Annotated in this window: 27 protein-coding genes and 1 pseudogene; 15 read left to right on the plus strand and 13 right to left on the minus strand. The window is 60.4% G+C overall.

Going from position 1 to position 26,201, the window contains the following annotated elements; genetic code table 11:
* Positions 1 to 162: 162 nt before the first annotated feature.
* From DBR46_RS10175 to DBR46_RS10185, 3 genes are all read left to right on the plus strand, one after another.
* Positions 163 to 1,587 carry a gamma-aminobutyraldehyde dehydrogenase gene (locus tag DBR46_RS10175; protein WP_124526074.1) on the plus strand — a complete coding sequence of 475 codons (1,425 nt, stop codon included), beginning with the start codon at positions 163 to 165 and terminating at the stop codon, positions 1,585 to 1,587.
* Between the two features lie 204 nt (positions 1,588 to 1,791).
* On the plus strand, positions 1,792 to 3,654 hold the full coding sequence (locus DBR46_RS10180; protein ID WP_124526075.1) for an FAD/NAD(P)-binding protein: 1,863 nt from the start codon (positions 1,792 to 1,794) through the stop codon (positions 3,652 to 3,654).
* Between the two features lie 355 nt (positions 3,655 to 4,009).
* The gene (locus tag DBR46_RS10185) at positions 4,010 to 5,635 is read left to right on the plus strand and encodes a glucan biosynthesis protein D (RefSeq protein WP_124526076.1); all 1,626 of its coding nucleotides are present in this window, start codon (positions 4,010 to 4,012) and stop codon (positions 5,633 to 5,635) included.
* A 51-nt stretch (positions 5,636 to 5,686) separates the two neighbouring features.
* Here the strand turns inward: DBR46_RS10185 and DBR46_RS10190 are convergent, their stop codons facing one another.
* Positions 5,687 to 5,872 carry a hypothetical protein gene (locus DBR46_RS10190; protein WP_017738236.1) on the minus strand — a complete coding sequence of 62 codons (186 nt, stop codon included), beginning with the start codon at positions 5,870 to 5,872 and terminating at the stop codon, positions 5,687 to 5,689.
* A gap of 257 nt (positions 5,873 to 6,129) precedes the next feature.
* Between DBR46_RS10190 and DBR46_RS10195 the strand changes: the two genes are divergently transcribed.
* Together DBR46_RS10195 and DBR46_RS10200 are read left to right on the plus strand one after the other, a co-directional pair.
* Positions 6,130 to 6,726: a TetR/AcrR family transcriptional regulator gene (locus DBR46_RS10195; RefSeq protein WP_124526077.1), complete on the plus strand. Its 597-nt coding sequence runs from the start codon at positions 6,130 to 6,132 to the stop codon at positions 6,724 to 6,726.
* Between the two features lie 2 nt (positions 6,727 to 6,728).
* Positions 6,729 to 7,898 (plus strand): DUF418 domain-containing protein, encoded by a 1,170-nt coding sequence (locus DBR46_RS10200; RefSeq protein WP_124526078.1) that lies wholly within the window; start codon positions 6,729 to 6,731, stop codon positions 7,896 to 7,898.
* Between the two features lie 41 nt (positions 7,899 to 7,939).
* Here the strand turns inward: DBR46_RS10200 and DBR46_RS10205 are convergent, their stop codons facing one another.
* Together DBR46_RS10205 and DBR46_RS10210 are read right to left on the minus strand one after the other, a co-directional pair.
* Complete coding sequence (locus tag DBR46_RS10205; protein WP_124526079.1) at positions 7,940 to 9,046, minus strand: NADH:flavin oxidoreductase/NADH oxidase; 1,107 nt, start codon at positions 9,044 to 9,046, stop codon at positions 7,940 to 7,942.
* A 125-nt stretch (positions 9,047 to 9,171) separates the two neighbouring features.
* Positions 9,172 to 11,073, minus strand: a complete 1,902-nt coding sequence (locus tag DBR46_RS10210; RefSeq protein WP_124526080.1) for a potassium transporter Kup — start codon at positions 11,071 to 11,073, stop codon at positions 9,172 to 9,174.
* A gap of 386 nt (positions 11,074 to 11,459) precedes the next feature.
* Between DBR46_RS10210 and DBR46_RS10215 the strand changes: the two genes are divergently transcribed.
* From DBR46_RS10215 to tsaA, 7 genes are all read left to right on the plus strand, one after another.
* Positions 11,460 to 11,780, plus strand: a complete 321-nt coding sequence (locus DBR46_RS10215; RefSeq protein WP_124526081.1) for a type II toxin-antitoxin system RelB/DinJ family antitoxin — start codon at positions 11,460 to 11,462, stop codon at positions 11,778 to 11,780.
* Positions 11,716 to 12,078, plus strand: a complete 363-nt coding sequence (locus DBR46_RS10220) for a type II toxin-antitoxin system YafQ family toxin (RefSeq protein WP_124526082.1) — start codon at positions 11,716 to 11,718, stop codon at positions 12,076 to 12,078. The genes DBR46_RS10215 and DBR46_RS10220 overlap by 65 nt, the downstream gene beginning before the upstream one ends.
* Before the next feature lie 131 nt (positions 12,079 to 12,209).
* The gene (rimO, locus tag DBR46_RS10225) at positions 12,210 to 13,538 is read left to right on the plus strand and encodes a 30S ribosomal protein S12 methylthiotransferase RimO (protein ID WP_169855583.1); all 1,329 of its coding nucleotides are present in this window, start codon (positions 12,210 to 12,212) and stop codon (positions 13,536 to 13,538) included.
* Positions 13,539 to 13,645: 107 nt separating this feature from the next.
* On the plus strand, positions 13,646 to 14,116 hold the full coding sequence (locus tag DBR46_RS10230; RefSeq protein ID WP_124526083.1) for a GNAT family N-acetyltransferase: 471 nt from the start codon (positions 13,646 to 13,648) through the stop codon (positions 14,114 to 14,116).
* A gap of 226 nt (positions 14,117 to 14,342) precedes the next feature.
* Positions 14,343 to 15,053 carry an rRNA pseudouridine synthase gene (locus tag DBR46_RS10235; protein ID WP_124526084.1) on the plus strand — a complete coding sequence of 237 codons (711 nt, stop codon included), beginning with the start codon at positions 14,343 to 14,345 and terminating at the stop codon, positions 15,051 to 15,053.
* A gap of 69 nt (positions 15,054 to 15,122) precedes the next feature.
* Positions 15,123 to 15,584: a DUF1456 family protein gene (locus tag DBR46_RS10240; protein WP_017529765.1), complete on the plus strand. Its 462-nt coding sequence runs from the start codon at positions 15,123 to 15,125 to the stop codon at positions 15,582 to 15,584.
* Between the two features lie 3 nt (positions 15,585 to 15,587).
* Entirely contained in the window at positions 15,588 to 16,283 is a 696-nt protein-coding gene (tsaA, locus tag DBR46_RS10245) for a tRNA (N6-threonylcarbamoyladenosine(37)-N6)-methyltransferase TrmO (protein WP_124526085.1), read from the plus strand.
* Positions 16,284 to 16,302: 19 nt separating this feature from the next.
* Here tsaA and DBR46_RS30525 read toward each other — a convergent pair.
* Positions 16,303 to 16,404, minus strand: a pseudogene (locus DBR46_RS30525) (metal ABC transporter ATP-binding protein); the annotation flags it as partial.
* A gap of 18 nt (positions 16,405 to 16,422) precedes the next feature.
* A complete protein-coding gene (gene fpr, locus DBR46_RS10255; RefSeq protein WP_124526086.1) occupies positions 16,423 to 17,202 on the minus strand; it encodes a ferredoxin-NADP reductase in 780 nt (259 codons plus the stop codon).
* A gap of 125 nt (positions 17,203 to 17,327) precedes the next feature.
* On the opposite strand from fpr, the gene DBR46_RS10260 reads away from it, so the two are divergent.
* On the plus strand, positions 17,328 to 18,254 hold the full coding sequence (locus DBR46_RS10260; RefSeq protein WP_017738246.1) for a LysR family transcriptional regulator: 927 nt from the start codon (positions 17,328 to 17,330) through the stop codon (positions 18,252 to 18,254).
* A 3-nt stretch (positions 18,255 to 18,257) separates the two neighbouring features.
* Here the strand turns inward: DBR46_RS10260 and DBR46_RS10265 are convergent, their stop codons facing one another.
* The 3 genes from DBR46_RS10265 to DBR46_RS10275 all read right to left on the minus strand — a co-directional run bounded on the left by DBR46_RS10265 (position 18,258) and on the right by DBR46_RS10275 (position 20,317).
* Positions 18,258 to 18,620 (minus strand): diacylglycerol kinase, encoded by a 363-nt coding sequence (locus DBR46_RS10265; RefSeq protein WP_017137081.1) that lies wholly within the window; start codon positions 18,618 to 18,620, stop codon positions 18,258 to 18,260.
* Between the two features lie 75 nt (positions 18,621 to 18,695).
* Positions 18,696 to 19,346, minus strand: a complete 651-nt coding sequence (erdR, locus tag DBR46_RS10270) for a response regulator transcription factor ErdR (protein ID WP_017738247.1) — start codon at positions 19,344 to 19,346, stop codon at positions 18,696 to 18,698.
* A 251-nt stretch (positions 19,347 to 19,597) separates the two neighbouring features.
* Positions 19,598 to 20,317 (minus strand): tRNA-uridine aminocarboxypropyltransferase, encoded by a 720-nt coding sequence (locus tag DBR46_RS10275; protein ID WP_124526087.1) that lies wholly within the window; start codon positions 20,315 to 20,317, stop codon positions 19,598 to 19,600.
* Positions 20,318 to 20,497: 180 nt separating this feature from the next.
* Here DBR46_RS10275 and DBR46_RS10280 point away from each other — a divergent pair, with 180 nt between their 5' ends.
* Both DBR46_RS10280 and DBR46_RS10285 read left to right on the plus strand, forming a co-directional pair.
* Positions 20,498 to 20,932, plus strand: coding sequence for a PA3611 family quorum-sensing-regulated virulence factor (locus DBR46_RS10280; protein ID WP_124526088.1), 435 nt, complete (start codon positions 20,498 to 20,500; stop codon positions 20,930 to 20,932).
* Between the two features lie 288 nt (positions 20,933 to 21,220).
* Positions 21,221 to 22,333, plus strand: a complete 1,113-nt coding sequence (locus DBR46_RS10285; protein ID WP_124526089.1) for a TIGR00730 family Rossman fold protein — start codon at positions 21,221 to 21,223, stop codon at positions 22,331 to 22,333.
* Between the two features lie 59 nt (positions 22,334 to 22,392).
* On the opposite strand, the gene recX is transcribed toward DBR46_RS10285, so the two are convergent.
* The 5 genes from recX to DBR46_RS10310 form a co-directional block, all read right to left on the minus strand.
* Positions 22,393 to 22,860 carry a recombination regulator RecX gene (gene recX / locus DBR46_RS10290; RefSeq protein WP_026136987.1) on the minus strand — a complete coding sequence of 156 codons (468 nt, stop codon included), beginning with the start codon at positions 22,858 to 22,860 and terminating at the stop codon, positions 22,393 to 22,395.
* An 8-nt stretch (positions 22,861 to 22,868) separates the two neighbouring features.
* On the minus strand, positions 22,869 to 23,927 hold the full coding sequence (gene recA, locus DBR46_RS10295) for a recombinase RecA (protein ID WP_017738252.1): 1,059 nt from the start codon (positions 23,925 to 23,927) through the stop codon (positions 22,869 to 22,871).
* Between the two features lie 84 nt (positions 23,928 to 24,011).
* The gene (locus DBR46_RS10300) at positions 24,012 to 24,512 is read right to left on the minus strand and encodes a CinA family protein (RefSeq protein WP_124526090.1); all 501 of its coding nucleotides are present in this window, start codon (positions 24,510 to 24,512) and stop codon (positions 24,012 to 24,014) included.
* A 93-nt stretch (positions 24,513 to 24,605) separates the two neighbouring features.
* Complete coding sequence (locus DBR46_RS10305; protein WP_124526091.1) at positions 24,606 to 25,163, minus strand: glycoside hydrolase family 19 protein; 558 nt, start codon at positions 25,161 to 25,163, stop codon at positions 24,606 to 24,608.
* 21 nt (positions 25,164 to 25,184) lie between these two features.
* Entirely contained in the window at positions 25,185 to 26,195 is a 1,011-nt protein-coding gene (locus DBR46_RS10310; RefSeq protein ID WP_124526092.1) for a contractile injection system protein, VgrG/Pvc8 family, read from the minus strand.
* Between the last annotated feature and the right edge of the window lie 6 nt (positions 26,196 to 26,201).

Genomic DNA, 26,201 nt, shown 5'->3' on the forward strand with positions numbered 1-26,201 from the left:
TGGAGGAATGCGGTCAACAAATGTGGGAGCGGGCTTGCTCGCGAAAGCGGTGTATCAGAAACAGATGTGCTGACTGACCCACCGCTTTCGCGAGCAAGCCCGCTCCCACATTTAGAGCCGGTTCTTTCAGGGAAATATGAATAGTTTTTGGAGGACTGAATCATGCAAACCAAACTCTTGATCAACGGCCACCTGGTCGCCGGCGAAGGCCCGGCCCAAGCCATCTTCAACCCGGCACTCGGCCGTGTGCTGGTAGAAATCAACGAAGCCAGCGAAGCCCAGGTAGACGCCGCCGTGCGCGCCGCCGATGCGGCCTTTGAAGGCTGGTCGCAAACCCCGCCGAAGGACCGTTCCCTGCTGCTGCTGAAACTCGCGGACGCCATCGAAGCCCATGGCGAAGAGCTGGCCAAGCTGGAGTCGGACAACTGCGGCAAACCCTACAGCGCCGCGCTGAACGACGAGATCCCGGCGATTGCCGACGTGTTCCGCTTCTTCGCCGGTGCCAGCCGTTGCATGAGCGGGTCGGCCGGTGGTGAGTACTTGCCCGGCCACACCTCGATGATCCGTCGCGACCCGGTCGGCGTGATTGCCTCCATCGCACCTTGGAACTACCCGCTGATGATGGTCGCCTGGAAAATCGCCCCCGCCCTCGCCGCGGGTAATACGGTGGTGCTCAAGCCGTCGGAACAAACCCCGCTGACCGCGTTGCGCATGGTCGAACTGGCGGCGGACATTTTCCCTGCTGGTGTGCTCAACCTGGTATTCGGCCGTGGGCCAACCGTGGGTAGCCCACTGGTGAACCATCCGAAAGTGCGCATGGTGTCGCTGACGGGCTCCATCGCCACCGGCGCGAACATCATCTCCAGCACCGCCGACAGCGTAAAGCGCATGCACATGGAGCTGGGTGGCAAGGCACCGGTGATCATCTTCAACGACGCGGATATCGACGCCGCCGTGGAAGGCATTCGTACCTTCGGTTTCTACAACGCCGGCCAGGATTGCACGGCCGCCTGCCGGATCTACGCCCAGGCGGATATCTACGATGCCTTTGTCGAGAAGCTCGGCGCGGCAGTCGCCAGCATCAAGCATGGTTTGCAGGATGACCCGGCCACCGAGCTGGGGCCACTGATCACCGCGCAACACCGCGACCGCGTGGCCGGGTTTGTCGAGCGCGCCGTGGCGCAGTCGCATATCCGCCTGATCACCGGTGGCAAGGCCGTGGAAGGCAATGGTTTCTTCTTTGAACCGACCGTGCTGGCCGACGCACAACAGGACGATGAAATCGTGCGCCGTGAGGTGTTCGGCCCGGTGGTGTCGGTGACCAAGTTCAGCGATGAAGCCCAGGTGCTGGGCTGGGCCAACGATTCGGACTACGGCCTGGCGTCATCCGTGTGGACCGCCGACGTAGGCCGCGCCCACCGTTTGGCCGCGCGGTTGCAGTACGGCTGCACCTGGGTGAATACCCACTTCATGTTGGTCAGCGAAATGCCCCATGGCGGTCAGAAACTGTCGGGGTATGGCAAGGACATGTCCATGTACGGGCTGGAGGACTACACCACTGTGCGGCATGTGATGTTCAAGCACTGACGCGTTTTCCCTGTAGACGCAGATCTGTGTGGGAGCAGGCTTTTTGTGGGAGCGGGCTTGCTCGCGAAAGCGCCGGATCAGACAACACATCTGTGACTGATACACCGCATTCGCGAGCAAGCCCGCTCCCACACAAGCCCGCTCCCACATGGGTCCGCCGTCACAGGGTCTCCCCATAACAATAAATAATCGTAGGTTTTCCCCATGGACATCACCCGCCGCGACTTCCTCAACGGCGTCGCCATCACCCTGGCCGCAGGCATGACCCCGCTGCAAATCCTGCAAGCCGCCCCCGACGGTCGCTACTACCCGCCCGCCCTCACCGGCTTGCGCGGCAGCCATGTCGGCTCGTTCGAAGTGGCGCACCAGATGGGCTGGGAAAAGAAGGTGTTCGACACCGAAAAGCTGCCGATCAACGAGACCTATGACCTGGTGGTGGTCGGCGGCGGCTTGAGCGGTTTGTCGGCGGCGTGGTTCTACCGCGAGAAGCATCCCAAGGCCAAGATCCTGATCCTGGAAAACCACGACGACTTCGGCGGCCACGCCAAACGAAACGAGTTCCAGGCCGGTGGCCGCATGATCATCGGTTATGGCGGCAGCGAGGCGTTCCAGTCGCCCAACCACCTCTATAGCAAAGAGGTAAACGGGCTGTTGAAGAAACTCGGGGTGAATATCAAGCGCTTCGAAACTGCCTTCGACCGCCAGTTCTACCCAGGCATGGGCCTGTCGCGCGGGGTGTTCTTCGACAAGGAAAACTTCGGCGAAGACAAACTGGTGACCGGCGACCCGACGCCGATGGTGGCAGACGATGTGGCGCCGGACCAACTGAATGCGCGCGCCATCAGCGACTTCATCAACGATTTCCCGCTGCCCCAGGCGGATCGTCTCGCCTTGATCGAATTGCACACCGCGCCCAAGGATTACCTGCCAGGCAAAACCGCCGAAGAAAAGGCCGACTACCTGGCCGCCACCAGCTACCGCGATTTCCTACTGAAGAACGTAGGTTTATCGGAAGGTGCGGTGAAGTACTTCCAGAGCCGCACCAATGACTTCATGGCGTTGAGCATTGATGCCGTGGCTTCAGCTGACGCCTATAGCGTAGGTTTCCCAGGCTTTGCCGGAATGAACCTGGCGCCGATCAGCGAAGAAGCAGCGGCAGAGATGGAAGAGCCTTACATCTATCACTTCCCCGATGGCAACGCGTCGCTGGCGCGCCTGCTGGTGCGCAGCCTGATCCCGGGCGTGGCGCCGGGGCACACCATGGACGATATCGTGCTGGCGCCGTTTGACTACGCCCGGCTCGACCAGCCGACGTCCGCCGTGCGGCTGCGCCTGAACAGCACGGCGGTCAGCGTGCGCAACGTCGGCGATGGCGTGCATATCGGCTACAGCCGTGGCGGACAACTCGCACAGGTGCGTGGCAAGCGCTGCATCCTGGCCTGCTACAACATGATGATTCCGTACCTGTTGAAAGACCTGCCGGCAACCCAAGCCCATGCCTTGAGCCAGAACGTGAAATACCCGCTGGTGTACACCAAGGTGGTGATCCGCAATTGGCAGTCGTTCCAGAAGCTGGGGGTGCATGAGATCTACGCGGCGACCCAGCCGTACAGCCGGATCAAGCTGGACTACCCGGTAAGCATGGGCGGCTACGACCACCCGCGCGACCCGACGCAGCCAATTGGCCTGCACATGGTCTACGTGCCCACCAGCCCCAACAGCGGCATGAACGCCCGCGACCAGGCGCGTGCCGGGCGCGGCAGGTTGTATGGCCAGACGTTCGAACAACTGGAAGCGCAATTGCGTGACCAGTTGCAACGCATGCTCGGCCCGGGTGGTTTCCAGCATGAAACGGATATCCTGGCGATCACTGTCAACCGCTGGTCACATGGTTATGCGAGCTTCTCCAACAGCTTGTTTGATGATGCCGATGAGAGCGAAGCGTGGATGAAGCTGGCGCGCAAGCCGGTGGGACATGTGAGCATCGCCAATTCGGATGCGGCGTGGAGTGCGTATGCGCATGCGGCGATTGATGAGGCGTATAGGGCAGTGGGTGAAGTGGGCTGAAATGTGACCTAACTGCCAACACAGAACCCAATGTGGGAGCGGGCTTGCTCGCGAATGCGGTGTGTCAGTCGACACATTTGTGTCTGATGCACCGCATTCGCGAGCAAGCCCGCTCCCACATTTGAGCTTCATCATTCTTGAGTGGGGTGATCATCCAAGCCCCCGGAAATGTCTTGTCGCACTTGCAATGCCATCACCCCGCTATCAATCATTTTTCCTACACCATCGAACCGCTTAAGCTATCCGGCGTCTGTTTATTGTCCGTTGCGTTTGGCCGAAGGCATGTCCGAACCGTAATTTCTGATCCAGCACGTGCCAGGAACGGCGCGGGATTTGCTCACGACAGGTTGTCTCTATGCACCGCAGGAATTTGCTCAAAGCGTCCATGGCCATCGCGGCCTACACCGGGTTGTCGGCCAGCGGCCTGCTCGCCGCGCAGGCCTGGGCTGGAAACCGTGCCGCCGACGGCAAGGCTGTGACATTCGATTTTGAAACACTCAAGGCCCAGGCCAAGCAACTCGCCGGCACTGCGTATAAAGACACCAAGCAGGTGCTGCCGCCGACCCTGGCGACCATGAGCCCGCAGAATTTCAACGCCATTGGCTATGACGGCAACCATTCGCTGTGGAAGGACTTGAACGGCCAACTGGACGTGCAGTTCTTCCACGTCGGCATGGGCTTCAAGACGCCGGTGCGCATGCACAGTGTCGATCCCAAGACCCGTGAGGCCCGCGAGGTGCATTTCCGCCCTTCGCTGTTCAACTACGAGAAAACCACGGTCGATACAAAACAACTGAAAGGCGACCTGGGCTTCTCCGGCTTCAAGCTGTTCAAGGCGCCGGAACTGGATCGCCATGACGTGCTGTCGTTCCTCGGCGCCAGCTACTTCCGTGCGGTGGACAACACCGGCCAATACGGACTTTCCGCACGCGGCCTGGCGATTGATACCTACGCGAAAAAGCGCGAAGAATTCCCGGATTTCACACAGTTCTGGTTCGAAACCCCGGACAAGGACGCCACGCGCTTTGTGGTCTACGCCCTGCTCGACTCGCCGAGCGCCACCGGCGCCTATCGTTTCGACATCGACTGCCAGGCCACCCAGGTGGTGATGGCCATCGACGCCCATATCAATGCGCGCACCGCCATCGACCAACTGGGCATTGCGCCGATGACCAGTATGTTCAGCTGCGGCACCCATGAACGCCGCATGTGCGACACCATCCACCCGCAGATCCACGATTCGGACCGCCTGGCGATGTGGCGCGGCAACGGCGAGTGGATCTGCCGCCCGCTGAACAACCCGGCCAAGTTGCAGTTCAATGCGTTCGCCGACAAAGACCCGAAAGGTTTCGGCCTGGTGCAGACCGACCATGAATTCGCCAGCTACCAGGACACCGTGGACTGGTACAGCAAGCGCCCAAGCCTGTGGGTCGAACCCACCACTGCGTGGGGCGAAGGCTCCATCGACCTGCTGGAAATTCCTACCACCGGCGAGACCATGGACAACATCGTGGCCTTCTGGACGCCAAAAAAACCGGTGGCCGCCGGCGACTCGCTCAACTACGACTACAAGCTGTACTGGAGCGCCTTGCCGCCGGTGAGCACGCCGTTGGCACAAGTCGACGCCACCCGCTCAGGCATGGGCGGCTTTACCGAAGGCTGGGCACCGGGCGAGCACTACCCACCGGTGTGGGCCCGTCGTTTTGCCGTGGACTTCAAGGGCGGCGGCCTGGATCGCCTGCCGGCCGGCACCGGGATCGAACCGGTGGTGACCTGCTCCCATGGCGAGGTGAAGGATTTCAGCATCCTGGTGCTCGATAACATCAAGGGCTACCGCATCCTGTTCGACTGGTACCCCACCAGCGACAGCGTGGAGCCGGTAGAGCTGCGCCTGTTTATCCGTACCCAGGACCGCACCTTGAGCGAAACCTGGCTGTACCAGTACTTCCCGCCGGCGCCGGACCAGCGTAAGTACACCTGATGCAAAATGTGGGAGCTGGCTTGCCAGCTCCCACAGGTTTCAACTGTGCTTTTAGAACCGCGACACACTCTTCATCGCCCCAATCAGATACCGCATCGCCACCTGATCGTTCTCGGTCAGGGCGCGGTACTGCGCCAGTAATTCGGCCTCATCCGAACTCAATCTTCGACCCCATAAAGACATTCTGCGGGTCAGAAAAAACGCCACTGCACCCACAACACCATAGGACTTGGCCATGGACTACTACTCCTGAATTCAATCAACTGTTCCTGATGCCCATCAACCGCCTCCCGTGAAGCGCAATGCCTCAGCGGACAAACAGACTGACTCCCCGGGCCAGAAATCAGACTTACCCTAAGCGTAGAAACGATCTTGCCAACCGTGCGATTTTTTTAGAGTAATCACTTAAATAATTGGCATTAAGCAAAAGCCTTGCAGAAGTTTCTTACCTGGCTTTTAATTGAGTGACCACTCAATTAATTAATGAGACGACGATGCGCACCGCTGATCCGCAGCAACGTGAAAGCAAACGCATGGCCCTGCTCGACGCCGCCGCCCGGTGTTTTGCCGAAGCGGGTTTCGTCGCCACCCGCACGGCCGACATCTGCACAGCCGCAGGGATGAGCGCCGGCAACCTGTTCCACTATTTCGCCAGCAAACATGAAGTGTTACTGGCGCTGGTGGCCCGCGAAGGTGAGCAGATCCAACAAGCGATGGCGCCATTGGCCGCTGCCGAAGATCCGATGGCCGCGCTGCTGGCGTTCGTGGACCACACCTGTGAATTGGCGTGTGACCGCCATTACGCGGGCCTGGCATTGGAAACTTCCGCCTTGGGCCACCGTGATGAAGCCGTCGCTTGCCTGATGAAAGCCAACGACCGCTACTTGCGCGAAGGCCTGGAGGCGCTGATCGAGGCTGCCGGCAAGGCCGGGCAATTGCACACGACCTTGACCGTGCCCGAGGCGGCCAATTGGCTGGCCACTCTGATCGACGGCATGTTCGCCCGAGTGGCGGCCGATGCGGACTTCCACCCGAACCAGCAGATTGATGTGCTGCGCGGCCTGGTGACCCACCTGCTGCAAGGCCACTGAACATGACGCCGACACGCCTGGTACATGTAGACGCGCTACGCGGCTTTGCCTTGCTGGGCATTCTGGTGGTGAACATCTGTGCATTCGCCGACCCCTACTACGCGTCCGCCCTCAGCAACCCCGACTACGCCGGCACCGGCGACCACCTGATGCGCCTGGTGATTTCGCTGCTGTTCGAAACCAAGTTCTACCTGCTGTTTTCCTTTCTGTTCGGCTACAGCTTTACCTTGCAGATAGCCGCCGCCGAACGCGCCGATGCGGCGTTTGCACCACGCATGGTTCGTAGGCAATTAGCCTTGCTGATCGTAGGGGTGGTCCATGGCGCCTTGCTGTATTACGGCGAGATACTGTCCACCTACGCCTTGCTCGGCCTGGTGCTGCTGGCAGCGCGCAGCCTGGAACCGGCCAAGGCGTGTCGCTGGGGAGTCGGCCTTGTCGTTGTTGCCTGCTCGGGCTGGATGTTGCTCGGTGTGCTGCAAATCCTCGAGGGCGATACCAGCGGCGCCGCCAGCAGCGAACCTGCGACCAAGCTCGCGGCCTTCAGCGGCAGTGCCCTGGACACGTTGCGCTTTCACAGCGGTCACCTGTGGAACACCGTACAGGCACTTTGGCTGCTGCAAGGGCCGAGCGCCTTGGCGATGTTCTTCTTTGGCTATGCCGCCGGGCGGCGCCAATGGCTGGTGGCGCCGTATCCCTGGGAACCCCACTTGCGTCGCCTGTTGTGCCTCACCCTTCCCATCGGCCTGCTGGGCGCGCTGATCTATGCGTTGAGCGCCGCCTACGCGCCCGGAGGCGGCCTGGAAACCTTCGCTTTTGGTGTCGGGCAACTCACGGCACCGTTGTTGAGCGCGGCGTATGCCCTGTTGATGCTGGCACTGTTCAGCTCTGCCGTCGGGCCCTCGCTGTGTCAGTGGCTGGCGCCCGTGGGCAAGATGGCCCTGAGTAACTACCTGTTGCAATCGGCCCTGTTGGGGCTGCTGTTCAGCGGCTATGGCGCAGGCTTGATCAACCAGCTGGAGCCCTGGCTGATGTTACCGGTAGTACTTGTGATCTTTGTCTTGCAACTGTGGCTGAGCGCGCGCTGGCTGCGCACTCATCCCTATGGGCCGATGGAGTGGCTGCTGCGGGCAGCCACGTTATGGGCGTGGCCAAGCTGGCGGCGCCCCCCATAAAAAACCCACCGTCATCGGTGGGTTCTGCCAAGGCGCGCAGGTCAGTCGCGCAGATCGGACTCGTGGATCGGCTGATCCCGATGGGTCGCCCGCTGGTACTGCGCCGGCCAGATCGCCTTGCGCCCGCCCAGGTCATCGTCGGCATGCAACGGCCAGTACGGATCGCGCAGCAGTTCGCGGGCGAGAAAGATGATATCGGCCTGGCACGTGCGCAGAATGTGCTCGGCCTGGGCCGGCTCGGTGATCATGCCAACGGTGCCGGTGGCGATGCCTGCTTCCTTGCGTACCCGTTCGGCGAAACGCGTCTGGTAACCGGGGCCGATGGGGATCTCGGCGTTGGCGGCGGTACCACCAGAGGACACGTCGATCAGGTCTACGCCGAGCGCCTTGAGGCGCTGCGCCAATTCCACGGTTTCGTCGGGGTTCCAACCGTCTTCCACCCAGTCGGTGGCCGATACCCGCACAAACAACGGCAGCTCCACGGGCCAGACTTGGCGCACGGCCTCTGTCACTTGCAGCACCAGGCGGATGCGGTTTTCAAACGAGCCGCCGTACCGGTCCTGACGCTGGTTACTGATGGGTGAGAGAAACTGGTGCAACAGGTAACCGTGGGCAGCGTGGATTTCCACCACTTCAAACCCGGCAGTCAAGGCGCGCTTGGCAGCGGCGACAAAGTCGCCGATCACTTGCTGGATCTGCCCTTCGTCCAGCTGTTTGGGCTGGGTATGCTGCGGGTCGAAGGCGATCGGCGATGGGCCTACAGGCACCCAGCCACCGTCGTCCGGCTTGACGCTGCCATGCTTGCCGATCCACGGCCGATGGGTGCTGGCCTTGCGCCCGGCGTGGGCCAGTTGAATCCCGGCCACCGCGCCTTGGGCGGCGATAAAACGCGTGATGCGTTGCAGCGGCTCGATCTGTGCGTCGTGCCACAGTCCCAGGTCCTGGGCAGTGATGCGACCGTCGGCGGTCACAGCAGTGGCTTCGGTAAAGATCAGCCCGGCGCCCCCCACGGCGCGGCTGCCGAGGTGCACCAGGTGCCAGTCATTGGCCAGGCCGTCTTCAGCGGAGTATTGGCACATCGGCGACACCGCGATGCGGTTGAGCAGGGTCAATTGACGGAGGGTATAGGGTTCGAGCAGCTGGCTCATGGCGCACCTCTTCTGGGTTCTATGGGCACTGTTCAACAGTGCTTAGAGCCTAGTCGACAACGGTGGATTGCACAGGGTTCAGAAGGAAACCGGGAGCCGATTGCCGGCTCCCGTACTGCAACAGCTTACATTTCGACTTGGGTACCCAGTTCGATCACCCGGTTTACCGGGAGCTTGAAGAAGCGCAGGTTGCCGTTGGCGTTCTTCAACATGAAGGCGAACAGGCTTTCGCGCCAGCGCGCCATGCCTTCGATCTTCGACGCGATGACCGTCTCACGGCTGAGGAAGTAGGTGGTGCGCATCGGGCTGAAATCCAGATCCTCCAGATGGCACAGCTTCAGCGCTTCGGGCACATCCGGCTCATCGGTAAAGCCGAAGTGCAGGATCACACGGAAGAAGCCGTCGCCAAAGGCGTCCACCTCGAAGCGCCGCTCTACCGGCACCCGTGGAATATCTTCGTAGACCACCGTCAGCAGCACCACTTGCTCATGCAACACCTGGTTGTGCAGCAGGTTGTGCAACAAGGCGTGGGGCACGGCGTCGGGGCGCGCGGTGAGGAACACCGCCGTGCCCTGCACGCGATGGGGCGGCTGCACGCGGATGCTGCTGATGAAGATCGGCAGCGGCAGGCCGCCTTCGTCGAGGCGTTCCACCAGCAATTGCTTGCCGCGTTTCCATGTCGTCATCAAAACAAACAACACAATCCCCGCCAGCACCGGGAAGGCGCCGCCCTGGATGATCTTCGGCACGTTGGCGGCGAAGTACAGCCCATCCACCAACAGGCAGCAGACCAGTACCGGCACCGCCAGGATCGGTGGCCACTTCCACAGCAGCAACATCACCGCCGACACCAGGATGGTGGTCATCAGCATGGTGCCGGTCACCGCCACGCCGTAGGCCGAGGCCAACGCGTTGGAGGACTCGAAGCCCAGCACCAGCAGGATCACACCGACCATCAGCGACCAGTTCACCGCGCCGATGTAGATCTGGCCTTGTTCGGCACTGGAGGTGTGCTGGATGTGCATGCGCGGGATGTAACCCAACTGGATCGCCTGACGGGTCAGGGAGAACGCGCCGGAGATCACCGCCTGAGACGCGATCACCGTGGCCAGGGTGGACAACACCACCAGCGGGATCAGCGCCCAGCTCGGCGCCAGCAAGTAGAACGGGTTGCGCGCGGCTTCCGGGTCGCCCAGCAGCATCGCGCCCTGGCCGAAATAGTTGAGCACCAGCGCCGGCAACACCAGGATGAACCAGGCACGGGCGATGGGTTTGCGGCCGAAGTGGCCCATGTCGGCGTACAGCGCTTCGGCGCCGGTCAGTGCCAGCACCACCGCGCCGAGAATCGCCACGCCGATCCCCGGGTGCGCCTCGAAGAAGCGCACGGCCCACATCGGGTTCATCGCACTGAGCACTTCCGGGTGCAGGGTGATGCCATACACACCAAGGCCGCCCAGCACGAGGAACCAGGTCACCATCACCGGGCCGAACAGCTTGCCGATGTGATCGGTACCGTGTTTCTGGATCAGGAACAGCGCCACGAGCACGACCAGAGCGATGGGCACGACCCATTTTTCCAGGCCATCGAACGCCAACTCCAGGCCTTCAACAGCCGACAACACGGAAATCGCCGGGGTGATCATGCTGTCGCCGTAAAACAGCGCCGCGCCACACAGGCCACACACCACCAGGAAACTGCGCAGTTTCTTGCGCTCCCCCGCCGCCCGCCGCGCCAGCGCAGTCAGGGCCATGATGCCGCCTTCGCCTTGGTTATCGGCGCGCAGCACAAACAGCATGTACTTGATCGACACCACCCAGATCAGCGACCAGAAGATCAGCGCCAGGATCCCCAGCACGCCGTCATGGTTGACCTGAACCCCATAACCGCCGTTGAACACCTCTTTAAGGGTGTAGAGCGGGCTGGTCCCGATATCGCCGTAAACCACCCCGACCGCCGCCACCAGCATGCCAATCGGCTTAGTGGTGGAATGCGCGGCGCCTGCCGCCGGACTACTTGCCTGACCCATCAACCACTCCTGCCCTTTGACCTGAGGTCTTTTATAAACAGCGCGTCTCAGCTGACCGTAGCATGCGCTGTTTTACTTCTCGTAACAGACGTTTTATTGACCTTGGCGTTTTACCTGTGGGCAACGGCGCGAAGCATAGCGCAGCGGTTGGGGGATTTCGCGGTTCGCGTGTGCTGGCCTAAAGAGATGAAGGCCATTTGAGTGCTATTTGCCTGCATTGAACGCTCTTATCGACAAGGCTACTTTTGCCTCCCGCTGCGGTTTCCGACGCACGGATTGCTTGAACTCGTATTCAACACAAAAAGCGTTTGATCAAGTTCGTCGGGTGACCCCATACTGAAAACGTAGCCACGATGTAGCTACATTTTTTGTAGAGGAGTCCTGATATGTCCGCATTACTGAAAACCACTGACGTGCGTTGCCGCATAGACGAGGATTTGAAAGAGCGTGCCACTGCTGTGCTCAACGCGTGCGGGCTTAGCCTCAGTGAAGCCTTGCGCCTCTTCCTCCACCAGGTCGTGACAACGCAGGGGCTCCCTTTTGAAGTGCGCGTCCCTTCGGAGAAAACCGCTCGTGCCATGGCGCAAGCGCGTGAGATTCGTCGTCAGTTCGACTCAATCGACGAAATGCTAGGGGGCGCTGATGGCGAAACCGCAGAAGAAGCAAAAACGCGCCGACCTGCCAAAACAATGCGCACAGACGCCTGAATTCAAAAAGTCCTGGGAACGCTACAAGCGGGCCGGGCGCCGAGATATGAATGAAGTACGGACAGTGATGGTGCTGCTGTTCCTGGGCGAGCAGCTTCCCGCCGAATACCGCGACCATGCACTTACCGGCAATTGGGACGGCTTCAGGGAGTGTCATATCGGTGGCGACTTTCTGATGATTTATGAAAACTCGCGGGCCGACCTGATCACCTTTGTGGACTTGGGGAGCCACGCTGAATTGTTCGCGCAGTCATTAGCGAATCCTATAGTGCCGCACTCGTCGCATTTCCCCGCATAAAGCTGGTCAAGCGCGTTGCCCATCGATAGAATTGCGCACTTTTTGACCAGAGGCGCACCAAGCGCCCGTCCGCTGCCTGCCCTTCACGGCGGCGGCGTCATTCAATACCGAGGTTAGACATGTCCACCACCATCGCAAAAGCCAACCCCAAGGTTGGCTTTGTTTCCCTGGGTTGCCCGAAGGCGCTTGTCGATTCCGAGCGCATCCTTACGCAACTGCGTATGGAAGGCTATGACGTCGTGTCCACTTACCAGGACGCCGATGTGGTGGTGGTCAACACCTGCGGTTTCATCGATTCGGCCAAGGCTGAGTCCCTGGAAGTGATCGGCGAAGCGATCAAGGAAAACGGCAAGGTCATCGTGACCGGCTGCATGGGCGTGGAAGAAGGCAATATCCGCAACGTGCACCCAAGCGTGTTGGCGGTGACCGGTCCGCAGCAGTACGAGCAGGTGGTCAACGCCGTGCACGAAGTGGTGCCGCCGCGTCAGGATCACAACCCGCTGATCGACCTGGTGCCACCGCAAGGCATCAAGCTGACCCCGCGTCACTACGCGTACCTGAAAATTTCCGAAGGCTGCAACCACAGTTGCAGCTTCTGCATCATCCCGTCGATGCGCGGCAAGTTGGTCAGCCGTCCGGTCGGTGATGTGCTGGACGAGGCGCAGCGCCTGGTCAAATCCGGCGTGAAAGAGCTGTTGGTGATCTCCCAGGACACCAGCGCCTACGGCGTCGATGTGAAATATCGCACCGGTTTCTGGAACGGCGCGCCGGTGAAAACCCGCATGACCGAACTCTGCGAAGCCTTGAGCAGCCTGGGTGTGTGGGTGCGCCTGCACTACGTTTACCCGTACCCGCACGTCGACGAGCTGATCCCGTTGATGGCCGCCGGCAAGATCCTGCCGTACCTGGACATCCCGTTCCAGCACGCCAGCCCGAAAGTCCTGAAAGCCATGAAACGCCCGGCCTTCGAAGACAAGACCCTGGCGCGCATCAAGAACTGGCGCGAGATCTGCCCGGAGCTGATCATCCGTTCGACCTTCATCGTCGGCTTCCCCGGCGAAACCGAAGAAGACTTCCAGTACCTGCTGGACTGGCTGACCGAAGCGCAGCTGGACCGCGTCGGTTGCTTCCAGTACTCGCCGGTGGAAGGCGCTCCGGCGAACCTGCTGGACCTGGCCGTGGTGCCGGACGACGTCAAGCAAGACCGTTGGGAGCGTTTCATGGCGCATCAACAGGCCATCAGCTCGGCGCGCCTGCAACTGCGCATCGGCAAGGAAATCGAAGTATTGATCGACGAAGTCGATGAGCAAGGCGCCGTAGGCCGCTGCTTCTTCGACGCGCCGGAGATCGACGGTAACGTGTTTATCGACGATGCCAGCGGTTTGAAGCCGGGCGACAAGGTCTGGTGCACCGTGACCGACGCCGACGAATACGACCTGTGGGCGGAAAAGCGCGACTAACGCTGTAAAGATTTGAAAAAGCCCTGCCTCTGGACAAGATGCGGGGCTTTTTTACGTCTATCGTTTTGCCCATCGGCGCCAATCATTTTCGGCAAGGGGCAGCGGGCATGGGTCAGCACTCGGTTATCCATACACCTAAAACCAGCGACTACGCGGAGTTGGCGCGGATTTGGGAGGCGTCGGTGCGGGCCACCCATGACTTTTTGCCAGACAGTTACATCGTGTTGCTCAAGGACCTGGTGCTGACCCGTTACCTGGACGCCGTGATGCTGATCTGCACCAGGGACGTACGCCAACGCATCACCGGGTTTGCCGGCGTGGCGGCGGGCAAGGTGGAGATGCTGTTTATCGACCCGCAGCATCGGGGCCAGGGGCTTGGCCGGCAGTTGCTGGGTTATGCCATCGAGCACATGAATGCTGATGAGCTGGACGTTAACGAACAGAATCCGCAGGCGCTGGGTTTCTACTTCAAGCAGGGGTTCGAGGTGATCGGACGGACGGAGCATGATGGTTTGGGCCAGCCTTATCCGTTGCTGCACCTGCGTTTGCGCCAGCAACAGCAAATAAGTAGCGGCTGACTCAACGCCGAACACCTGTGGGAGCGGGCTTGCTCGCGAAGGCGGTGTGTCAGTCAAATAGGTATCGACTGACACACCGTCTTCGCGAGCAAGCCCGCTCCCACACAAGCCCGCTCCCACATTTAGACCGAGTTGAGCCAAATAAGGCCATTGCCCTGAAATGGGGCCGGGATTAACCGGCGCCAGGCAGGTACAATAGCCGCCCCCTTTTGTTACGGCCCTTGTCATGACTGACCCCATACGCCTCTCCAAACGCCTTATCGAACTGGTCGGTTGCTCCCGTCGGGAGGCTGAGCTGTTTATCGAAGGCGGCTGGGTCTCGGTGGACGGTGAAGTGATCGACGAGCCGCAGTTCAAGGTCACCACCCAAAAGGTCGAGCTCGACCCGGACGCCAAGGCCACCGTGCCAGAGCCGGTGACTATCCTGCTGCACGCGCCAGCGGGTATGGACGCAGAAACGGCGATGGCCTCGATCAGCGCCGACACCCTGTCCGAAGAACACCGCTTCAGCAAGCGCCCGCTCAAGGGCCACTTCCTGCGCCTGACCGCCAGCGCCGACCTGCAAGCCAAGGCCAGCGGCCTGCTGGTGTTTACCCAGGACTGGAAGATTCTGCGCAAGTTGACCGCCGATGCCGCCAAGATCGAGCAGGAATACGTGGTGGAAGTCGAAGGCGACATGGTTGCCCACGGCCTCAACCGCCTGAACCACGGCCTGACCTACAAAGGCAAGGAGCTGCCGGCGGTCAAAGCCAGCTGGCAGAACGAAAACCGCCTGCGTTTTGCGATGAAAAACCCGCAGCCGGGCGTGATCGCGCTGTTTTGCGAAGCGGTTGGCCTCAAGGTCATCGCTATCCGTCGCATCCGCATCGGCGGCGTGTCCATCGGCAAGGTGCCGGTCGGCCAGTGGCGCTACCTGTCGGCCAAAGAGAAGTTCTAAGCCGCTACCCCTTTCTCGACACCGCCGGATTTGGGCGGTGTCCTCAGTTGAATACCAGGATTACCCACCATGATTCACAACGACGTACTGCGTAGCGTGCGCTACATGCTCGATATCAGCGACAACAAGATGGTCGAGATCATCAAGCTCGGCGGCATGGACGTGACCAAGGACGACCTGCTGACCTACCTCAAGAAAGACGAGGAAGAAGGCTTCGTGTTCTGCCCGGACGACGTCATGGCGCACTTCCTCGATGGCCTGGTGATCTTCAAGCGTGGCAAGGATGAAAGCCGTCCGCCGCAGCCGATCGAAACCCCGGTGACCAACAACATCATCCTCAAGAAGCTGCGCGTGGCCTTCGAACTGAAAGAAGACGACATGCACGCCATCCTCAAGGCCGCCGAGTTCCCGGTGTCCAAGCCTGAGCTGAGCGCGCTGTTCCGCAAGTTCGGCCACACCAACTACCGCACCTGCGGCGACCAGTTGCTGCGCAACTTCCTCAAGGGCCTGACCCTGCGGGTGCGTGCGTAAGCCATGAGCTACAACGTCTCGCCCGTCGGCTTCGTGCGCTCCTGTTTCAAGGAGAAGTTCGCCATCCCGCGCCAACCACAACTGGCGCCTGCCGCCCGTGGCGTGCTGGAGCTGGTGGCGCCGTTCGACGGCGGCGAGGCGGTGCAGGGGCTGGAGCAGGTCAGCCATGTGTGGCTGCTGTTTCTGTTCCACCAGGCCCTGGAAGACAAGCCGCGCCTGAAAGTACGCCCACCACGCCTGGGCGGCAACACTTCCATGGGCGTGTTTGCGACCCGTGCGACGCACCGGCCCAATGGCATCGGCCAGTCGGTGGTCAAACTGGACAAGGTGGAGCCGGGCCGGCTGTGGATTTCCGGGATCGACCTGCTCGACGGCACGCCGGTGCTGGATATCAAGCCGTATGTGCCCTATGCGGACATCATCGACACGGCCACCAATGACATGGCCAGCGGCGCGCCCACGTTGATTCCTGTGCAGTGGCTGAAGACCGCGCTGCACCAGGCACAAAACCACGCCCAGCGGCTGGATGAGCCGTTGGTGGCGTTGATTGAGCAGTGTTTGGCGCAAGATCCGCGGCCGGCGTATCAGACGCCTGGGCCTGAGCGCGAGTATGGTGTGCAGTTCTGGGATGTGGATGTGCGGTGGCACTATCCCGAAGCGGGCGTCATCTGTGTGCTGGAAGTGCTGCCAGCTAGTTGAATACACCGAAAACCAAATGTGGGAGCGGGCTTGCTCGCGAATGCGGTGTATCAGTCAATAACTCTGTCGACTGACACTCCGCTTTCGCGAGCAAGCCCGCTCCCACATTTTTTGGATCTATGGTGTTACTGACTCAGTATTACTTCTCGACGAACGCACGCTCGATCAAGTAATCACCCGGCTCACGCATGCGTGGCGAAACTTTCAGGCCGAAGCTGTTCAACACTTCGCTGGTCTCGTCCAACATGCTTGGGCTGCCGCACAGCATGGCGCGGTCGTCCTCGGGGTTGATCGGCGGCAGGCCGATGTCGGTGAACAGCTTGCCGCTGCGCATCAGGTCGGTCAGGCGGCCTTCGTTTTCGAACGGCTCGCGGGTCACGGTTGGGTAGTAGATCAACTTCTCACGCAGGGCCTCGCCGAAGAATTCGTTCTGCGGCAGGTGCTCGGTGATGAACTCGCGGTAAGCGACTTCGTTGACGTAACGCACGCCGTGGCACAGGATCACTTTTTCGAAACGCTCGTAGGTTTCCGGGTCCTGGATCACGCTCATGAATGGAGCGAGGCCAGTGCCGGTGCTGAGCAGGTACAGGTGTTTGCCCGGCTTCAAATCGTCAAGCACCAGGGTGCCTGTCGGTTTTTTGCTGATGATGATCTCGTCGCCTTCCTTCAAGTGCTGCAATTGGGAAGTCAGCGGGCCATCCGGCACCTTGATGCTGAAGAACTCCAGATGCTCTTCCCAGTTCGGGCTGGCAATGGAGTAAGCGCGCATGAGCGGGCGGCCGTTGGGTTGTTGCAGGCCGATCATCACGAACTGACCGTTCTCGAAGCGCAGGCCCGGGTCGCGGGTGCACTTGAAGCTGAACAGAGTGTCGTTCCAGTGATGAACACTGAGGACACGCTCGTGGTTCATGTTGCTCATGTACGGGGAACTCCTGGAAATAGGTCTGCGCCAAAGAGATAGATGCGCAATTGCACAGCATTCTAATGGCGGCGACAATATCTGTTAACTGGATTATTAAGATAAGGGTTATCGGTTATATCGATATGCGATTTACTCTCCGTCAACTGCAAGTCTTCGTCGCCGTCGCCCAGCAGGAAAGCGTCTCCCGCGCTGCTGGCCTTCTGGCCTTATCTCAATCCGCCGCCAGCACCTCGATCACCGAGCTGGAGCGCCAATCCAGCTGCCAATTATTCGACCGCGCGGGCAAGCGGCTGAGCTTGAACGCCCTAGGTCATCAGCTATTGCCCCAGGCCGTGGCGCTGCTGGACCAGGCCAAGGAGATCGAGGACCTGCTCAACGGCAAGTCCGGCTTCGGCTCCCTGGCGGTCGGCGCCACGCTGACCATCGGCAATTACCTGGCCACTTTGCTGATCGGCAGCTTTATGCAGCAACATCCAGAGAGCCAGGTGAAGCTGCATGTGCAGAACACTGCGCATATCGTGCACCAGGTCGCGCACTACGAAATTGACCTGGGTCTAATCGAAGGCGACTGCAGCCACCCGGATATCGAGGTGCAAACCTGGGTTGAGGATGAGCTGGTGGTGTTTTGCGCGCCCCAGCATCACCTGGCCAAGCGTGGGGTGGCGAGCATGGATGAGTTGACCCGTGAGGCGTGGATCTTGCGGGAGCAAGGTTCGGGCACGCGCCTGACGTTTGATCAGGCCATGCGCCATCACCGCAGCGCACTAAACATCCGCTTGGAGCTGGAGCATACCGAGGCGATCAAGCGCGCCGTGGAGTCGGGGTTGGGTATTGGCTGCATCTCCCGGCTGGCGCTTCGCGATGCATTCCGCCGTGGCAGCCTGGTGCCGGTGGAAACCCCGGACCTGGACCTGGCCCGGCAGTTCTACTTCATCTGGCATAAACAGAAGTACCAGACCTCGGCCATGCGCGAGTTCCTGGAGCTGTGCCGCGCCTTCACCGCCGGGGTTCAGCGCAGCGACGAAATCGTGCTGCCGAGCATTGCCTGAGCGTTAGATCAGGATCACGGCCCACACCAGGGTGATCATGGTCAGCGCGACGAATTGCGCGGCGCTGCCCATGTCCTTGGCGTTTTTCGACAAGGGATGACGGTCCAGGGAGATCCGGTCGATCGCCGCTTCCACCGCCGAGTTGAGCAACTCGACGATCAAGGCCAGCAGGCACACGGCGATGAGCAAGGCGCGCTCGACCCGGCTGACGTGCAGGAAGAAGCTCAACGGGATCAGGATCACGTTGAGCAACACCAACTGACGGAAAGCCGCCTCGCCGGTGAAAGCCGCACGCAGGCCATCCAGGGAGTAGCCCCCTGCATTGAAGATACGTTTGATACCGGTTTGACCCTTGAAAGGCGACATAGACGTAGGCAACTGAACCAAAGAAGTGGGGAAACTAGATCACGCCAAGTCAAAAAAGCGTGAATCGGTGACAGCTTAATGCTGCGAAATTGACTCAAGTTGTTGCAAGAGCAACGCCGCCTGGGTCCGCGTACGCACCCCCAGCTTGCGGAAGATCGCCGTGACATGGGCCTTGATGGTCGCTTCCGACACGCTCAGCTCGTAGGCAATCTGCTTGTTGAGCAACCCTTCGCAGACCATGGTCAGCACACGGAACTGCTGGGGCGTCAGGCTGGCCAGGCCATCACGGGCGGCCTTGGCTTCGTCGGACACATTGATTTCTTCAAACGCTTGCGGCGGCCAGGACACGTCGCCATCCAGCACACTGCGCACGGCGTTCTGAATGTCTTCCATGGCGCTGGATTTTGGAATGAAGCCGCTGGCGCCAAACTCCTTGGAGCGCACCACAACATCGGCTTCTTCTTGCGCCGAGACCATCACCACGGGGATCTGCGGGTATTGCCCACGCAACAGCACCAACCCCGAGAACCCGTAGGCGCCCGGCATGTTCAGGTCGAGCAGCACCAGGTCCCAGTCGGATTTTTCGGTGAGGCGGGCTTCCAGTTCGGCAATGCTGGCCACTTCGACCAGGCGTACATCCGGGCCAAGGCCCAGGGTCACTGCTTGGTGCAGGGCGCTGCGAAACAGCGGATGGTCATCGGCTATCAGGATTTCGTATGTGGCCATTGATTAAATGATCCTGTTTTTTATGGGAGCCCTGATGGGTTCAGGGTTCGCCAATACACTAGGCGACGGCCAGGCAGCCATCGCCACAGGGCAAGTTCGACGTCAAAAGCACGTGGAACGACGTCGAAAATTCACGGTTGCGCCCCAATCGGCGCTCAGCATGCCCAGCGTAGCCTGGGGGGTCAAGCACTACGCCCTTGGGCATTTTAGCGGCGGCGGGTTTACGGTGCCATCATGCAAACGTCGTCTGGCTATACCGCTGGGATATAGGGTGCAAGACGAGTATGGACGATGTCGGTGGGGTCCAGGGGTAACTGGAATTTTGCCGCCAGGTAATGGGTACTGAATACGTCGAGGTAGGCGTCCAGCACTTCACTGGCGGCGCCGTCGTCGGCCAGTTCCAGGCACAGCGCCGCGACCTCGGCAGTGCAGAAATGATCATCGCGCTTGGAACGACGCAGCTTGTAGCGCGACAGTTGCTCAGGCGCCAGGCTCAGTACCGGCAAATGCTCCAGGTACGGGCTTTTGCGAAACATCTTGCGCGCTTCGCTCCAGGTGCCGTCCAGCAGGATAAACAATGGGCGCTTGCCCTCTTCCACCTGCACTTGGCTGACAACCCGCTCGGGCACCACGAACTCACCGGGGAATACGATATACGGCTGCCACTGCGGGTCGGCCAGCAAGGTCAGCAAGTCGGGGTCAACTTCGGTGCGCGACCAGGCAAACGCGGTGGTGTCGTCGATCACATCGGCGATCAGCCAGCCGGTGTTGCTGGGTTTCATCGGTTCAACGTCATGCATCAGCAGGCACATGGCGGACGTGGCCGCGACTTTAGGCCGCCAGGCGCACAGGCAGTACTCGGGAATGACCCGGCAGCCGGGGCAACGCTCGGCGCGGGAACCACGATTCAGGAATGGCCTGACGGCGCGGGCCAGACGCTGGGTGCGCAGGCGGGAGACGGCGTGGCTCATCGGATGCGCCGTTGGGACGGGTAAATCGACACGGTGAAAACTCGTGGAGGGCTATAAGTGCCGGCAGTTTACCAGCGATACGCCTGGCTGTAGTGGCAACGGCTCACCTATAATTGCGCGCCACTGAACGCACAGCGCAGTGGCTGGTCTATGCACCAGTACCCGAATCAGGAGAGTTTCATGTTGCGTTCCATGCTGCGCCTTGCCGCCCCATCCATCGCCCTCGCGCTGGTATTGCCTGTGGGCGCCCAGGCGGCCTCGCTGCTGGAGGCACAAATGAACCGCAAGCTGCAAAGCGTCGCAGCTGAAAGCAACAAGGACCTGCCCCGGGAAATCGACGAAAAAACCCTGGAAGTGGCCTACACCGTTGAAGGCATGCAACTGATCGATCACCTCAGTGTACTGCCCGACCGTGCCGAACAGATGCGCGCCAACCCCAAGGCGGTGTATTTCCAGCTCGGCCAGAGCGTGTGCCTGAACAAGGGCTACCGCGAGCTGATGGCCAAGGGGGCGGTAATGCGCTATGAAATCACTGAGAACAAGACCAACCGCCCCGTGGCGTCGGTAAAGTTTGCCGAAGCAGATTGCCCTGCCCCGGCAAAGAAGAAAAAGTAACGACATGACCTTCGCGCACCGCCGTCCGGTGGTGCGCACTCCCCCGCTTCAAGTCCTTTCGGGCAGCTAGACTCTCTCTAGCAACCAATAAGTGGTTGCCAGCCAAGGGTTTTCCGGCTCATGATCAAGCCATCCCTACCCTTCAATCACAGCATTTCCCCTGCTGTTCTGTAACATTTTCAGGGCAAAAGAAGGTTGCCCCCAGCGGCAAGCAGCGACACATGCAGTGTCGTCGCCTCCGGCGAATGGCTCGTCGGCCACCCGGGCCCTGCAAGAAGGAGAAGTTGAATGCCTTACGAACCGAATGACCGCCTGCTCCGCCATTTTGAACAAAATGGAGCCGACCTCACGCAACAGGTCGAAGCGCAACTCCAGCTGATTGCCCCCAACAGCCCGAACATCCCTCTTTATCGCGACATGATCCTCACCGTGCTGCGCATGGCCCAGGACAACGGCGACCGCTGGAACGCGAAAATCACCTTGCAAGCCATCCGCGAGTTGGACAACGCATTCCGCGTACTGGAACAGTTCAAGGGGCGCCGCAAGGTCACGGTGTTTGGCTCGGCACGTACGCCCGTCGAAAGCCCTTTGTATGCCTTGGCCCGTGAAGTCGGTGCAATGCTCGCAAAATCGGACCTCATGGTGATCACCGGCGGCGGCGGCGGCATCATGGCCGCCGCCCATGAAGGCGCCGGCCTGGAACATAGCCTGGGTTTCAACATCACCCTGCCGTTTGAACAGCACGCCAACCCGACCATCGACGGCACCGAAAACCTGCTGTCGTTTCACTTCTTCTTCACCCGCAAGCTGTTCTTCGTCAAGGAAGCCGATGCACTGGTGTTGTGCCCAGGCGGTTTTGGCACACTGGACGAGGCGCTGGAAGTGCTGACGCTGATCCAGACCGGCAAAAGCCCATTGGTGCCCGTCGTGTTGCTGGACGCTCCCGGTGGCGGTTTCTGGCAAGGCGCGCTGGACTTTATCCGCAGCCAGCTGGAAGCCAATCGCTATATCCTGCCCACCGACCTCAAGCTGGTACGCCTGGTGTACAGCGCAGAGGAGGCGGTGGCGGAGATCAATCAGTTCTACGCCAACTTCCACTCCACACGCTGGTTGAAGCGCGAATTCGTGATGCGCATGCATCACCCTCTCAGCGATCGGGCACTGGCCCATTTGCAAAACGAATTTGCCAGCCTGCGGTTGAGCGGGGAATTCCAGCAACTCGCTTATACCGGCGAAGAACATGATGAGCCGAGGTTCAGCCATCTGACGCGACTGGTGTTCAACTTTAATGGTCGCGACCAGGGCCGCTTGCGCGAGTTGGTGGATTTCATCAACTTGCCGGAGAACTGGGCGCAGGCTCAGGGCAAAGTGCAGCAGCGGGTGGCGCCGGAGCCGGCGTGATTTTTTGAGCAAAAAAAGGCCCACTATTTTCATAGTGGGCCTTTTTGCAAGATAACAACTCAGTCGTCCATGTCTCGGCCGCTGAGTAGGCGGCTGATCATTTCCATCGAAAACCCGCGATAACTCAGGAAGCGGCCCTGTTTCGCACGCTCCCTGGCATCAATAGGCAGATGACCAGAAAACTTGCGTCGCCAGGTCTCTTCCAACTGCGACTGCCAGCTGATTCCGCACTCACGCAGGGCAAGGTCGATATCAGCACGTTGCAGGCCCCGCTGGCTCAGCTCTTCACGAATCCGCGCCGGGCCGTAGCCAGAGCGGGCTCGATAGGACACAAAACTTTCGAGGTAACGGGCTTCCGACAGCAGCCCTTCTTCCGTCAAACGGTCGAGAGCAGTGTCGATCATCTCGGGCTCCGCGCCGCGCTGACGCAACTTACGCGTCAGCTCGACTCGACCATGCTCGCGGCGAGCGAGCAGGTCCATCGCAGTGCGCCGAACGGCAACGAGTGTATCCAGTACAACTGTCATCGTTTGCTTCAGATATCAGTGTCGGCTTCTTCTACTTCTGCAACCGGCTCGCGGTTGGCGGCAGCCTTCACGTCTGGCGCGGCGGTCAGCAGCTTGTCGCGGATCTGCTTCTCAAGCGTGGCAGCGATATCCGGGTTTTCTGCAAGGAACTTGGCCGAGTTGGCCTTGCCCTGGCCGATCTTGCTGCCGTTGTAGGCATACCAGGCGCCGGACTTCTCAACAAAACCGTGCAGTACGCCCAGGTCAATCATCTCGCCGTTCAGGTAGATACCCTTGCCGTAGAGAATCTGGAACTCCGCCTGACGGAAAGGTGGGGCCACTTTGTTCTTCACGACTTTGACGCGGGTTTCGCTACCAACAACTTCGTCGCCTTCTTTCACCGCGCCAGTACGGCGGATGTCCAGACGGACCGAAGCGTAGAACTTCAGCGCGTTACCACCGGTGGTGGTTTCCGGGCTGCCGAACATCACGCCGATCTTCATGCGGATCTGGTTGATGAAGATCACCAGGCAGTTGGCGTTCTTGATGTTACCGGTGATTTTACGCAGCGCCTGGGACATCAGACGGGCTTGCAGGCCCACGTGCATGTCGCCCATTTCGCCTTCGATTTCAGCCTTGGGTACCAGGGCGGCCACGGAGTCGACCACGATCACGTCGATAGCGTTGGAACGCACCAGCATGTCGGTGATTTCCAGGGCTTGCTCACCGGTATCCGGTTGGGAAACCAGCAGGTCGTCAACGTTGACGCCCAGCTTGCCAGCGTATTCAGGGTCGAGGGCGTGCTCAGCGTCAACGAACGCGCAGGTGGCGCCCATTTTTTGTGCCTGGGCAATCACCGACAGGGTCAGGGTAGTTTTACCGGAAGATTCAGGACCGTAGATTTCAACGATACGGCCTTTTGGCAACCCGCCAATGCCGAGCGCGATGTCCAGACCCAGAGAGCCAGTGGAAATAGCCGGGATCGCCTGACGGTCGTGATCGCCCATACGCATTACGGCACCCTTGCCGAATTGACGTTCGATCTGACCCAGGGCCGCAGCCAAGGCTTTCTTCTTGTTGTCGTCCATTAAAGTCCTCACGTAATCAATAAGGCCGGGGCGGCCAACACCTGTATAAGTAGACAGTATTGTTCCACAAAGATCGGAGATCGCCTACCCCTGATTTTCTATTTCTGCTGCAGCTCGTCGCAACAAGCCCTCTAGCGCGGCCTTTACCGTTTGTCGGCGGACCTCATCGCGGTTGCCGGTGAAGTGTTCAAGCTCAGACGTGACGTCTTCACCGACACCAAAGGCAAGCCATACAGTGCCCACCGGTTTGTCCGGCGAACCGCCATCCGGCCCGGCGACACCGCTGACCGCCACGGCAAAGCGCGCCAGGCTTTTTTCCTGCGCGCCACGGACCATCGCCTCCACCACTTCCTGGCTGACGGCGCCAACTTTCGGAAACAAGGTTTCCGGCACATTCAGTTGCCGAGTCTTCTGGCGATTGGAATAGGTGACATAACCCGCCTCGAACCAGGCCGAACTCCCCGGAATCCGCGTGATCGCCTCGGCAATACCGCCGCCGGTGCAGGACTCGGCGGTGGTGACGTGGGCGTTGAGCACCTGTAAACGGCGACCCAGTTCAGCAGCCAGTTGAGTGATTTCCTTCACGGTCGTCTCCAGTCTTGAGCGGGGGTTCGCCTACCCTACAGGAGCCAATCGCACGTGCAAGTGACAGGCTGACACGCGCACATCCGCCGTCACCTAAAAAACGCACAGCACTGCCTTCGCCCGCGTCCACAACCGCAAGCGGTCCTCCAGCCCATTGAGCCCGCCATTGATACGTCGCGTAATGGTGGTGAACTGATCCTTGTCGGCCAGTTCATTCAGGCCATTGCTCTGCCAGAACCAGGCAGCCGACGCGACGGCCCAGTGCGGTTGCTCCAGCAACGCAGGTTCGCGCAACAAACGTTCATCGCCGAACAGGGCCTGACTACAGGCCAGATAATTGCGCCGGCCGGTAATCTGGATCAGGCCACGGCCCCGGTACTGCTGGCCATCGCCGTCCTTTTCCGGCGTGTTGCCCAGGCGTGCGGCCAATAACCCCGTGTCGTACTTGCTCAGATACTGCTCGCTCCCGAGCTCACGTACGTAGCGCAATTCGCCGGACTCATGGCCGATTTGCGCGATAAACGCAGCGACGCGTCGGGCACTGTCGATCCCATACCGGGCAAACGCGGCATTGAACCCAGGCAAAAAAACGCCCGCACCAAGACGGGCTCCCGGCAGGATTTGCATCAGTTGCGCCAGTGTAATCTGCATCAATCGCTCCCTGAAAAGTGCCTATTCCGACAAACCGCCGGCGGTGATCGAGCTGCGATACCCCGCCACCGGGTCGCTCGAATTCACCACCTGGGTGATCGACCACCGCCCCTGCATGTAAGCCGGCCACGTCTCATCGAGCCGCAACAGCCCTTCGGCGGCCAGTAACGGATTGCCAGGGCAATCGATCAGCAACTCCAACCCCTCGCGCCCAGCCCTGCGCAGTTCGGCTTCAGCGACGGCACGGGCTTCCGCCGCGTTTTGACAGCGCTGGCGCAGGGCCTTGAACGGCGCAATGCCCACTTCAACCACATGCTGCTTGCCCCCCGCCGCATCCCACCAGGTGACACGGCTGCCCTGGTATTTCGCGCGCGTCTTGTCGTTGAGCGTGGCGGTGATAAAGGCCGGATCACCGGGGCGATTGTCCTGGGTCACGGACAACTTCACCTCCGGCAACTGTTGCAGGGTCAATGTCCGGGTTTTGCCGGCTTCGGCGAGGACATAGAGTTCGTTGAACGGCTTGGTGATCGCGCAGTAACGCTTGGCCAGCCGGGTAATGAACGCCATGTCGCTTTCATTGGACTGGTCGATATGCGGCACCGGAACGTTTTCCAGCGACGGCGCCACACGCGGCGAAAACCCATGCCGACTGACCAGTTGGCGAAACAGCACGCCCAGCGTGGTGGGCCCATAGCTGGCGGATCGACGCTGGCGATAGCCGCTCGCGTCCTGTTCGCTGAAGGGCGCCGCTGTCGCGACAATCAGCAAGCGCATGGGAAACAGCACGGGGGTGCGCTGGCTGATCAGAAACTGGCCTTTTTCCACCAGCCCCGTCTCTTTGTATCCCACGCGCAAGCCAATCTTGCCGCTCATGCTCGGCAGACCTTCCAGCCCCTCGATATTGAGGGTCAGTTCCAGCCGGTCGGACTGGATGCCGACCCCATCGGTATGGCTCCAGCGCATGACGCGTTGGTTGAGCAAGGCCGCGTTGGCGCCGTAAAACTCCACGATAGGTGTAAATCCCTGTGTCATGCAGCC

The sequence above is a fragment of the Pseudomonas sp. KBW05 genome (genome assembly GCF_003852405.1).
Taxonomy (GTDB): Bacteria; Pseudomonadota; Gammaproteobacteria; order Pseudomonadales; family Pseudomonadaceae; genus Aquipseudomonas.